Here is a 12,288-nt window from a genome sequence, read left to right on the forward strand (position 1 = left end):
AATCTAAAGCTGGATTACTCCAGCTCGTCCATCAGGGCAACCAGCTTCTCAACAGCTTGCTGAGCATCCGGGCCATCAGCCTGGATAGTTACGTTGGTACCCTTGGTCAGGCCCAGGGTCTGCAGCTTGAACAGGCTCTTGGCGCTGGCGGACTTGCCACCGGAGACCACAGTGATCTCGCTTTGGAATTCTTTGGCTTCTTTCACGAACTGAGCTGCCGGACGGGTGTGCAGGCCGTTTTCAGCAGTAATAACAACAGACTTCTCGTACATGGTTTCACCCCATATTATTGATATTTTTTGGTGGATTGGTCGTTTTTGAAGCAACCTGACCCACCGTGTCAGTATGGATATGTTGTAAAGTAACGAAAGCAGACCCGCAATGGTTTAATCCAGGTCAAGTTTCTGTGCAGTAATCGGCGCGCTGGTTGGCAATTTTCAGTTATTGGGCTACAAGCCGCATCAGGACTGGCCTGAAATTATTTTATAACGAAAAATAACACTTTGTTACTTTGTGATACCCAGCCAGCAAACACCGCGTGACGCCGCACAGGATATGAGATTTAGAGCGGAATGTCTGCTTTTTTTCTCACTCCGGAACTTGTTATTTTACCCCAAAAAATAAGGATCAAGTGACACTAACAGGGGTTGAGTCTAGCCCATAAAGAAGCGGCGCTCCTGGGAGCGCCGCTGTTTTGAAAGATTCCGATCAGTTACTGCTGCAGTTCCTGCTCGCTGAACACCCCGGCAAACAGGGCGCTGGAGAGGTAACGCTCCGCCGCACTCGGCAGGATGACCACAATGGTTTTGCCCGCAAATTCCGGCAGCTCGGCAAGACGGCTGGCTGCCACCACCGCAGCACCGGAACTGATACCGGCCAGGATCCCCTCCTCCTCCATCAGGCGACGGGCCATCTCGATGGCTTCATCGCTGGTCACCTTCTCCACCCGATCGATAAGGGAGAGGTCCAGGTTGCCCGGGATAAAGCCGGCGCCGATCCCCTGGATCTTGTGGGGGCCCGGTTTGATCTCTTCCCCGGCCAGCTTCTGGCTGATGACCGGCGACTCCGCCGGTTCGACCGCAACAGAGACCACCGCCTTGCCTTTCGTCTGCTTCAGATAGCGGGAGACACCGGTAATGGTGCCGCCGGTACCGACCCCGGCCACGAACACATCTACCTCGCCGTCAGTGGCATCCCAAATCTCGGGGCCGGTAGTCTTTTCGTGGATCTCCGGGTTGGCCGGGTTTTCAAACTGTTGCAGCAACACATACTTGCCCGGCTCGGATTCGAGGATCTCGTTGGCCTTGGCAATGGCCCCCTTCATGCCAAGCGGCCCTTCGGTCAGCACCAGATTGGCACCGAGCGCCTTGAGCAACTTGCGGCGCTCCAGGCTCATGGTAGCCGGCATGGTCAGGGTGATAGGATAGCCGCGAGCTGCCGCGACAAAGGCCAGAGCAATACCCGTGTTGCCGCTGGTGGGCTCGATGATCTCCTTACCCTTGGTCAGGATGCCGCGCTTCTCGGCATCCCAGATCAGGTTGGCACCGATCCGGCACTTGACGCTGAAGCTGGGGTTGCGGCTCTCGATCTTGGCCAGCACGCGACCTTTGGTAACACGGTTGAGACGAACCAGCGGGGTGTGACCGATAGTCTGGCTGTTGTCCTCAAAAATTTTGCTCATGGCGCTATCCCTGTGTTTGTTACGACGATGAAACAAGATTACCCTGTGGTTTCTGAATGAGAAGTGACTATTCGTTATAACCATATGGTATTACAACATATAGAGCTTATTCTCTCTGGCCCCTGACTCCAGGCGCCAATCGTCAAAGGAACCGACGTTATGGGATTTTCAGGAAGCAGCCAGTATCTCGCCTCCGATGCATTGAAGATGGCGGTCAATGCCGCCATCACCCTCGAAAAACCGCTGCTGATCAAAGGGGAGCCGGGCACCGGCAAGACGGTGCTGGCGGAAGCGGTCGCCGACCATCTCGGCACAGACCTGATTGCCTGGCATATCAAGTCCACCACCAAGGCCCAACAGGGACTCTACGAATATGATGCGGTGGCCCGGCTGCGGGACTCCCAGCTCGGCGACCCCAGAGTGGCCGATATCAGCCACTACATTCGTAAAGGCAAACTGTGGCAGGCCTTCAGCGCCGAGCAGCGACCTGTGCTGCTGATCGACGAGATCGACAAGGCCGACATCGAATTCCCCAACGATCTGCTGCTGGAGCTGGATCGGATGGAGTTCGACGTCTACGAGACAGGCGAGCGAGTCAAGGCACGCCAGCGGCCTGTGGTCATCATCACCTCCAACAATGAGAAAGAGCTGCCGGACGCCTTCCTGCGCCGCTGTTTCTTCCACTACATCCGCTTCCCCGACAAGGTCGAGATGCAGGCCATCGTCAAACTCCACTACCCCGACCTCAAGGAGAGCCTGCTTGGCGAGGCAATGGATCTCTTCTTCGAGCTGCGCGAGGTAGAGGGGCTGCGCAAGAAACCCTCCACCTCGGAGCTGCTGGACTGGATCCGCCTGCTCTTGGCCGACGATATCGCCCCCGAGGCGATGCGCGCCCGCGAGCCCGGCAAGCTGGTGCCCACGCTATATGGCGCCCTGCTCAAGACCGAGCAGGATTTGCATCTCTTCGAGAAGCTCGCCTTTCTGGCCCGGCGCGGCAGCTGAACCATGCTGATCGACTTTTTTACCCATCTGCGCCGCCACAAGCTCCCCTGCAGCCTGCGTGAGCTGCTGGACTTGCACGCCGCACTGGCTGCCCGGCTGGTCGCTGTCGATATGGAGGAGTTCTACCAACTCTCCCGCTGCCTGCTGGTAAAAGACGAGGCCCACTACGATCGCTTCGATCGCGCCTTCGCCGAATACTATGAGGGGCTGGACGCCATCCCCCTGCTGCCGGAAAGCCTGCCCGAGGAGTGGCTGCGCAAGGAGTTCGAGCGACTGTTGAGCCCAGAGGAGAAGGCGCTGCTCAAATCCCTTGGCGGACTCGACAAGCTGCTTGAAACCCTTAACCAGCGCTTAAGCGAGCAGAAAGAGCGCCACGCCGGCGGCAACAAGTGGGTAGGGACCGGTGGCAGCAGCCCGTTTGGCCATGGCGGTTTTCACCCCGAGGGGGTGCGCATGGGTGGAGAGAAGCAGCACGGCAAGGCGGCCAAAGTGTGGGAGGCCCGTCACTATCGCAACTTCAGCGACGACTCACCGCTTGGCCAGCGCGCCATCCAGTTAGCACTGCGCAAACTCAGACGCTGGGTGCGCAAAGGCAATCCCGACGAGCTGGATCTCGACGACACCATAAAAAGTTCGGCCCGCCAGGGCTGGCTCGATGTGAAGCTGCGGCCCGAGCGCCACAACGGGGTGAAGCTGCTGGTTTTCTTCGATGTGGGGGGCTCCATGGATGCCCACGTGGCCGAGGTGCAGCGTCTCTTCTCTGCGTTGCGCCACGAGTTCAAGCATCTGGAGTACTTCTATTTTCACAACTGCCTCTACGACTTCGTCTGGAAGGATAACGAGCGCCGCGTTGAGGAGCGGTTCGATACCCTGCGGCTGCTGCGCACCTATGGCAGCGACTACCGGGTGATCCTGGTGGGGGATGCCACCATGGGCCCCTACGAGATCACCTGGCCGGGCGGCAGTGTCGAGCAGTGGAACGAGGAGTCGGGTCAGGTGTGGCTCACCCGATTGCAGCAGCACTTTCCCAAACTGGTGTGGATCAATCCCACCCCGCGGCGGGAGTGGCTCTGGCATCCCTCCATCAAACTGATGAATGACGTGGTTGGCGGACGGATGCATCCGCTGACCCTGGCGGGTCTCGCTGCGGCGATCGACCAGCTGTAACCCTCTCTACCCTATAAACCGACAAGCCGGGAACGCACCCGGCGAGGAGCAAAGATGACCTCTATCGTGATCAGTGGCTCAGGCCTCTATACCCCACCCTTTGCCGTCAGCAATGAAGAGCTGGTGGCCGCCTTCAACAAGTATGTGGATCTCTACAACGAGGAGAACGCCTCCGCCATCGATGCCGGCCAGCTCCCCGCCAAGCAGCACTCCAGCTGCGAGTTCATCGAGAAGGCATCCGGCATCAAGAGTCGGTATCTGGTGAGCCGAGAGGGAGTGCTCAACCCCGACATCATGCAGCCGCTGCTGGCGGAACGACCCGACGAGATGCCCTCCATCATGGTGGAGATGGCAGTAGCCGCCGCCGAGCAGGCTCTGATCGCCGCCAGCCGCGAGCCCGGCGAGATCGACCTGGTGATCGTGGCCGCTTCCAACATGCCGCGCCCCTACCCGGCGCTGGCCATCGAGCTGCAGCACTATCTGGGGGCGAGCGGCATGGCCTTTGATATGAACGTGGCCTGCTCGTCTGCCACCTTCGGCATCAAGACAGCCGCAGACATGCTGGCGGCAGGCACAGCCAACGTGGCGCTGGTGGTCAATCCGGAGATCTGCTCGGGGCACCTCAATTTCCGGGACAGAGACAGTCACTTTATCTTCGGCGATGCCTGCACCGCGGTGCTGCTGGAGCGGGAGGCCGATTGCAAGGTGGCCAGTCCGTGGCAACTGGTAGCCAGCAAGCTGGTGACTCAATACTCCAACAACATCCGCAACAACTTCGGCTTTTTGAACCGGCTAAGCCCGCGCACCCGCTACGGCGACGACAAGCTGTTTCGCCAGCAGGGGCGCAAGGTGTTCAAGGAGGTGTTGCCACTGGTGTGCGACCAGATTGCCGGCCAGCTCGATGAACAAGGTTGGGCAGCAGACTCCCTGAGCCGGCTCTGGCTCCATCAGGCCAACCTCACCATGAACCAGTTCATCGGCCGCAAGCTGCTGGGCGACGATGCCAGCCAGCAGGAGGCGCCGGTCATTCTCGATAGCTATGGTAATACCAGCTCGGCGGGTTCCATCATCGCGTTTCATCTGTACAATCGCGACCTTCCTGCGGGGGCTCGCGGCGTACTGTGCTCCTTTGGCGCAGGCTACTCCATCGGTAGCCTGCTGCTACAACGACAGTAACAGAGTGCGCGGGGAGAGTGGCCCGCGCCCTGTACTCTGATTGGGGTTTGGCGCTGTTTCGCCGCTAGCCCCTCTCTCGGTTCACCCTTACGAGAGGAGAAAACGGGCATAAATAGTGGCCAGACCATGACTATTGATCCGAAAACACCGGACTACTGTGACAACGCATACCGACAAGCCATTGATGAAAAACTTATTTTTCAGATTGGTTGCAATTTTTGAGTACCATGGTGCAACGGGGCGATATCTGGATCACAAGATGACAGGAAAAGGCTGCAATTTGTCATCCTTTGCCAATGATGGCTTCCAATGAATTCGAGGTTTGCTATCATCCGGAGACATTTCTTATCTGTCGCCGGCTACAAAAGAATCCCCTCATGTACACACAGTTCTTCGGCCTATCGGAACCGCCTTTCTCCATCTCGCCCAATCCCAAATACCTCTATATGAGTGAGCGCCACGGCGAAGCCCTTGCTCACCTCAACTACGGATTGCAGGATGGTGGCGGCTTTGTGCTGCTGACCGGCGAAGTGGGCACCGGCAAAACCACCGTCTCCCGTTGCCTGCTGCAGCAGTTGCCAGCAGATACCGAGATCGCCTACATCCTCAACCCCTCCCTGACCGAACGGGATCTGCTGGCAGCCATCTGCGACGAGTTTCAACTCCCCTACCCCGCCGAGGCCGGGATCAAGCAACTGTTCGACCTGATCCGCGACCACCTGCTGGCCAACCTGACCGCAGGCAAGCGCAGCGTGGTACTGGTGGACGAGGCCCAACATCTGTTGCCCGGGGTGTTGGAGCAGTTGCGTCTGCTCACCAACCTGGAAACCGACGAGAAAAAACTGCTGCAAATCGTGCTGATCGGCCAACCCGAACTGCAACAGATGCTGCGCCAGCCCCTGTTGCGCCAACTGGCCCAGCGCATCACCGCCCGCTACCACCTGCTGCCCCTCTCCGCCACCGATGTGGATGCCTACGTCCGCTTCCGGCTGCAAGTAGCCGGTTGTGTGCAGCCCATTTTTACCCCCAGAGCGATCCAGACGCTGCATCGGCTCTCCGGCGGCATTCCGCGCCTGATCAACCTCATCTGCGATCGCGCCCTGCTCGCCGCCTTCGCCCGTGGCAGCTACAAGATTGTTCATGGCGACATCAGCCAGGCAGCGTTCGAGGTGAGCGGCGTCCGTGATGAGGGGAGCTGGCTTTCCGGTCTGATGGTGACACTGGCTGGCGCCTTGCTGGTAGCTGCAGGCTGGTGGGGTTGGCAATTTTTCGGCGTATTCCCCGAACGGCCTGTGGTCAAGGTCGAGGTGCCTGTCACCGTTGACGAGACCGCCGAACAACAGGAACAGTTAACCGAGGCGATCAATCAGGCCCTCGACCCCGAGAGCGCCATGCAGAATCTCTATCGGGTCTGGGGCTATGAACCGGAACCGTTCGATGCCACCTGTGACAACGCCCCTCGCGCCGGTCTGCGCTGCCAGGAGGGAGAGGCAAGCCTCGAGGAGCTGCGCGCCCTGCAGCATCCCGCCATGATCACGCTCACTGACCAGACTGGCGGCCTCTACTACGCGACACTGGTCAATCTGGGGCCAAGCAAGGCCAGCCTGATGATCGGCAACCAAAGCTGGCAAGTGGATCGCCAGTGGCTCAGCGACAACTGGGGTGGCAGCTATACCCTGCTCTGGCGCATGCCGAAAGGGGGCGTCAGCCTGATCGCCAGCAATGCCGGACAGACCCAGATCCAGTGGCTCGACAACGCTCTGAGCCGAGCATTGCAACAACCCGAACGCAAGGTGCGCCGTTTTGATGGCGAGCTCAAGAACAAACTGCAGCAGTTCCAGCGGGATCAGGGGCTCACCCCTGACGGCATCGCTGGCAGCAACACCCTGCTGCGGCTCAACGCACTCTCCGGCGAACCCATGCCAAGACTGGAGGAGACCTCCTGATGTCTACCCTGCTCAATGCCCTGCGCCGTGCCCAGCAGCCTTCGCAACAGAGCCATATTCCCGCCATGGGGTTGGCGATAGCCCGCGAGGAGGCGCAACCCGCGCGTCGCGTCGGCTGGTTGCTGGCGCCCCTTGCCCTGCTGCTGGGGGCGGGTGCCAACTATGGCTGGCATCTAATCCACCTGCGTCCCATCGAGGAGAAGGTGGAGGTAAAAGAGGTGATTGCCTCCCCCTTCGTGCGGGTTGAGCCCAAGGCGATGGTGACCCGTCCGCTGCCCCCGCCCCTGCCGGAACCTGTAGTGCAGCAGCCCAGGGTCGCAGCGGCTGCCAGCAATCCGGCAGCCAGTCGACCAACCTTGGCCGAACAGCTGATGCGCGCCCTCAACGAAACACCGCTGCAACAGGAATCGGGTACAGTTTCCCAAAGCGTGCAGCCGGCCCAGTTGATGTCGCTGAATGCCGCTCCGCTTTCGGTTCGCCAGCAAGTGCCCGCATTCAGCTATGGCTCCCATGTGTTCTCATCCAATCCGGCCAAGCGGGCCGTGGTGCTCAATGGCCGCGAATACCGGGAAGGGAGCGAAATAGCCCCCGGGGTCGTGCTCGCCACCATCGACCAGCAGTACATTGTGCTGGATGTCGGAGGCCAGAGCGTAACCCTCAAGGCGTTGCAGGATTGGCAAGGGTGAGTACACACCTTCCCCTGATAATCGCTGGCAAGCAGGATGCACCTCGCCTGAGTGCCACTTTTATGAGCATTCAAAGGTTTACGGTGTGATGAAATATCCATTTTTACGGTTTGGTGCGCCCCGACCCGTTGTGTCACAGCACGCAGCCGTACACAATACGCAGCCGCCCCAGAGCCTGGAATTTGTTGATTAATATGACGCTACGATTCAGGGATGACATCTTGACCCTGCTGCTGGCCCGGTGCCGGCAGCTTCCTTTGACTCGCGTCACCGGAGTGTTCTTTCTGGCGCTGCTGCTGATGCTGGCCCAGCAGAGCGCAGCCCTCACCTGGCGCTTGCTCACTCTGGCAAACCCGCAATCCAGCCAGCCGTGGCAACCCTCCACCGTGGCGGTCAGCGGCCAGAGCAGTCCGCGCCTTGAATTGGGCGAGGTGAGCCGACTGGCGCTGTTTGGCAAGGCGATCCCCAAGGCGCAGGCAAAAACCGCCGTGGCCGCCAATGCGCCGCGCACCCAGCTCAATGCCCAGCTCAACGGGGTGTTGGCCAGCTCGGATCCGGCCAAATCCATCGCCATCATCGCCATGTCCGGCATCCAGAACTCCTACGGGGTTGGCGACATGATTGACGGCACCCAGGCGCGGATCCGGCAGGTCTATCCGGATCGGGTCATCATAGAGCGGGATGGCCGCGACGAGACCCTGATGCTGGATGGCGAGGAGTATGGCAAGCCGCTACCGCAAACAACAAATACCACTCTCCTTGGCTCTCTGCGCAGCGAGCTGATGGCCGATCCGGGCAAGATCACTGATTACCTCAATATTTCACCGGTTCAGATGGATGGCCGCATGGCCGGTTATCGCCTCAACCCGGGCAACAATCCGGAATTTTTCAACCAAAGCGGGCTGCAGGCCAATGATCTGGCCATCAGCATCAACGGACTGGATCTGCGTGACAACATGCAAGCCATGCAGGCGATGCAGCAGCTGGCTGGCGCAACGGAAATGACAGTAACCGTCGAGCGGCAGGGCGAACAGTTCGACATCTATGTGCGCTTGTCAGAATAATGATTTGGAGTCGTACCAATAATGACCACTAAAGGGAAAGGCTGGCGTCTGGCCACTATCGCAGCGGCTCTGATGATGGCGGGCTCAGCCTGGGCCACCGAGTACTCTGCCAGCTTCAAGAACGCCGACATCGAAGAGTTCATCAATACGGTGGGCAAAAACCTCAACAAGACCATCATCATAGAGCCCTCGGTGCGCGGCAAGATCAACGTGCGCAGCTACGACCTGCTCAACGAGGAGCAGTACTACCAGTTCTTCCTGAGTGTGCTCGATGTCTACGGCTTTGCCGTGGTGCCGATGAATAACGGCGTGCTCAAGGTGCTCCGCTCGCGGGATGCCAAAACCTCCGCCATTCCGGTGGTGGATGGCAATAACCCGGGAGTGGGCGACGAGATGGTGACCAGAGTCGTGCCGGTACGCAACGTCTCGGTGCGTGAACTGGCTCCCCTGCTGCGCCAGCTCAACGACAACGCCGGTGGGGGCAACGTGGTGCACTACGAGCCATCAAACGTGCTGCTCATCACCGGCCGCGCCGCCGTGGTCAACCGTCTGGTGGAAGTGGTGAACCGGGTCGACCGCGCAGGCGATCAGGATGTGGACATCATCAAGCTGAGATATGCCTCGGCCGGCGAGATGGTGCGGCTGGTGACCAACCTCAACAAGGATGGCAATCCACAAGGGGGCACCGCCTCTCTGTTGCTGTCGCCCAAGGTGGTGGCCGACGAGCGTACCAACTCTGTGGTGGTGAGCGGTGAGCCGAAAGCGCGCGCCCGCATCATCCAGATGGTTCGCCAGCTCGACCGCGACCTGCAGAGTCAGGGCAACACCCGGGTCTTCTATCTCAAATATGGCAAGGCCAAGGATATGGTCGATGTGCTCAAGGGGGTCAGCTCCAGCATCGAGGCTGACAAGAAGGGGGGCGGAGCAACCACAGGGGGCGCCAGCATCGGCGGTGGCAAGCTGGCCATCTCTGCCGACGAGGCAACCAATGCCCTGGTCATCACCGCCCAGCCGGATGTGATGGCGGAACTGGAGCAGGTGGTGGCCAAGCTCGATATCCGTCGCGCCCAGGTGCTGGTAGAAGCGATCATCGTCGAAATTGCCGACAGTGACGGCCTCAATCTGGGCGTGCAGTGGGCCAACACCAACGCTGGCGGCACCCAATTTACCAACACAACACTGCCCATTGGCGGAGCCATCGCAGCCGGTAAGGATTACCAGGATGGCAATACCGAGACAGCTACCAACTTGCTTGGGAGCTTTAACGGGATGGCCGCCGGTTTCTATCACGGCGATTGGGCCATGTTGGCGACGGCTCTCGCCTCCAATACCAAGAGCGATATTCTCTCAACCCCGAGTATCGTCACCATGGACAACAAGGAGGCCTCCTTCAATGTCGGACAGGAGGTGCCGGTGCAGAGCGGTTCACAAAGCTCCACCACCAGCGATCAGGTGTTCAACACCATAGAGCGCAAGACGGTGGGCACCAAGCTGACGGTTACGCCGCAGATTAACGAAGGGGACTCGGTACTGCTCAACATCGAGCAGGAGGTCTCCAGCGTCGCCAAGGTCGTATCAGACAGTACCAAGGGACTAGGTCCCACCTTCGATACCCGCACGGTGAAAAACGCCGTACTGGTGAAGAGTGGCGAGACAGTGGTACTGGGTGGCCTGATGGATGAGCAGACCAAGGAGGAAGTTTCCAAGGTGCCGTTACTCGGCGATATCCCGGTACTGGGTTACCTGTTCCGCTCCACCAGCACCAACACCAACAAGCGCAACCTGATGGTCTTTATCCGGCCCACCATCTTGCGTGATGCGGAGGTTTATACCGGCGTCTCCAGTAACAAGTACAGCCTGTTCCGCGCCGAACAGCTCAATGCTGCCGCCCAGGAGGGGTATCTCACCTCGCCCGCCCGTCAGGTTTTGCCCGTCTATGGCCAGGATGTGATGATGTCACCCGAAATCCGGCAGGAAGTGGAAAATCAGATGGAGCAGATAAAACGCCGCCAGCAGAACACAGCTGACAGCACCACCCCCTTTGTGCAGAGCCGTCCCTGATGAGTGCCTACCATCTTGATGGCGGCGAGTTGCCGCCCCCGCTGCCGGAGCTGCCCTTCGCCTTTGCCCGCAACTTCGGGGTGATCCTGATTGAGCGGGACGGCGCTCCCGTGCTGCAGTGCCGCCCCGGCGTCACCCCGCAGGCCCTGCTGGAAGTTCGGCGGGTAGCGGGTTGCAGCTTCGCGGTGGAGCAGCTCGACAACGAGGCCTTCGAAGAGCTGCTGATGGCCCACTATCAGCGCGACTCCTCCGAAGCGCGCCAGCTGATGGAAGATCTCGGCAACGAGATGGACTTCTTCGCCCTGGCCGAAGAGCTGCCGCAAAGCGAAGATCTGCTGGATGCCGATGACGACGCCCCCATCATTCGCCTCATCAACGCCATGTTGAGCGAGGCGATCAAGGAGGAGGCCTCCGATATCCATATCGAGACCTTCGAGCGGGCACTAGTGATCCGTTTTCGTATCGATGGGGTACTGCGGGAGATCCTGCGCCCCCATCGCAAGCTGGCATCACTGCTGGTCTCGCGGATCAAGGTGATGTCGCGGATGGATATTGCCGAGAAGCGGGTACCGCAGGATGGCCGTATCTCGTTGCGTATCGGCGGCCGCGCCGTCGACGTGCGGGTCTCCACCATGCCGTCCAGCTACGGCGAGCGGGTGGTATTGCGTCTGCTCGACAAGAACAACGTGCGCCTCGAGCTCAAGCAGCTGGGGATGACCGCGGCCAACCGCAGCATCATCAGCGAGCTTATTCGCAAGCCCCACGGCATTATTCTGGTCACCGGCCCGACCGGTTCCGGTAAATCCACCACCCTCTATGCGGCGCTGTCAGAAATCAACTCGCGGGATCGCAACATCCTGACGGTGGAAGACCCCATCGAGTATGACCTCGAAGGGGTGGGCCAGACCCAGGTCAACACCAAGGTGGACATGACCTTCGCCCGCGGCCTGCGCGCCATTCTGCGCCAGGATCCGGACGTAGTGATGGTGGGGGAAATTCGTGACCTTGAAACCGCCCAGATTGCGGTGCAGGCGTCACTGACCGGTCACCTGGTGATGTCGACCCTGCACACCAACACCGCCATCGGCGCCATCACCCGGATGCGGGACATGGGGATCGAGCCCTTCCTGCTTTCCTCGTCGCTCTTGGCGGTGCTGGCCCAGCGGCTGGTGCGTACCCTCTGCCCCGATTGCCGCGCCTCGCGTCCGCCCACCGAGCAGGAGCGACTTGCAATGGGTATCACACTGGAACCTGATCAGCCTATCTGGCATCCGGTGGGCTGCGAACAGTGCAACCACACCGGCTATCGTGGCCGGACCGGCATCCACGAACTGGTGGTGGTTGACGAGGCGGTGCGTGAAGCCATTCACGGCGCCAGCGGCGAGATGGCCATCGAGCGGCTGATCCGCGGCCACACCCCCAGCATCCGCCGCGACGGTATCGACAAGGTGCTCAAGGGGCAGACCAGCCTCGAAGAGGTACTGCGCGTGACCCGGGAAGATTGA

Annotated in this window: 10 protein-coding genes; 8 read left to right on the plus strand and 2 right to left on the minus strand. The window is 60.0% G+C overall.

Features of this window, described 5'->3' with window-relative positions; genetic code table 11:
• Positions 1-14: 14 nt before the first annotated feature.
• Entirely contained in the window at positions 15-272 is a 258-nt protein-coding gene (locus G5306_RS06800; protein ID WP_005338266.1) for an HPr family phosphocarrier protein, read from the minus strand.
• Positions 273-712: 440 nt separating this feature from the next.
• A complete protein-coding gene (gene cysK / locus G5306_RS06805; RefSeq protein ID WP_005338267.1) occupies positions 713-1,681 on the minus strand; it encodes a cysteine synthase A in 969 nt (322 codons plus the stop codon).
• Between the two features lie 159 nt (positions 1,682-1,840).
• Here cysK and G5306_RS06810 point away from each other — a divergent pair, with 159 nt between their 5' ends.
• The 8 genes from G5306_RS06810 to gspE all read left to right on the plus strand — a co-directional run bounded on the left by G5306_RS06810 (position 1,841) and on the right by gspE (position 12,288).
• The gene (locus G5306_RS06810; protein WP_216978327.1) at positions 1,841-2,683 is read left to right on the plus strand and encodes an AAA family ATPase; all 843 of its coding nucleotides are present in this window, start codon (positions 1,841-1,843) and stop codon (positions 2,681-2,683) included.
• A gap of 3 nt (positions 2,684-2,686) precedes the next feature.
• The gene (locus tag G5306_RS06815; RefSeq protein ID WP_421312611.1) at positions 2,687-3,850 is read left to right on the plus strand and encodes a vWA domain-containing protein; all 1,164 of its coding nucleotides are present in this window, start codon (positions 2,687-2,689) and stop codon (positions 3,848-3,850) included.
• Positions 3,851-3,904: 54 nt separating this feature from the next.
• Entirely contained in the window at positions 3,905-5,026 is a 1,122-nt protein-coding gene (locus G5306_RS06820; RefSeq protein WP_421312612.1) for a beta-ketoacyl-ACP synthase III, read from the plus strand.
• A gap of 377 nt (positions 5,027-5,403) precedes the next feature.
• Complete coding sequence (locus G5306_RS06825; RefSeq protein ID WP_216953162.1) at positions 5,404-6,972, plus strand: ExeA family protein; 1,569 nt, start codon at positions 5,404-5,406, stop codon at positions 6,970-6,972.
• On the plus strand, positions 6,972-7,658 hold the full coding sequence (gene exeB / locus G5306_RS06830; RefSeq protein WP_216978323.1) for a GspB family T2SS assembly factor variant ExeB: 687 nt from the start codon (positions 6,972-6,974) through the stop codon (positions 7,656-7,658). The genes G5306_RS06825 and exeB overlap by 1 nt, the downstream gene beginning before the upstream one ends.
• A gap of 221 nt (positions 7,659-7,879) precedes the next feature.
• Positions 7,880-8,722, plus strand: coding sequence for a GspC family type II secretion system variant ExeC (gene exeC / locus G5306_RS06835; protein ID WP_421203080.1), 843 nt, complete (start codon positions 7,880-7,882; stop codon positions 8,720-8,722).
• Between the two features lie 21 nt (positions 8,723-8,743).
• Entirely contained in the window at positions 8,744-10,783 is a 2,040-nt protein-coding gene (gene exeD / locus G5306_RS06840) for a GspD family T2SS secretin variant ExeD (protein WP_227342243.1), read from the plus strand.
• On the plus strand, positions 10,783-12,288 hold the full coding sequence (gspE, locus tag G5306_RS06845; RefSeq protein ID WP_421203079.1) for a type II secretion system ATPase GspE: 1,506 nt from the start codon (positions 10,783-10,785) through the stop codon (positions 12,286-12,288). The genes exeD and gspE overlap by 1 nt, the downstream gene beginning before the upstream one ends.

Source organism: Aeromonas sp. 603404 (assembly GCF_049171775.1).
In the GTDB taxonomy this organism is placed as follows: Bacteria; Pseudomonadota; Gammaproteobacteria; order Enterobacterales; family Aeromonadaceae; genus Aeromonas; species Aeromonas veronii_A.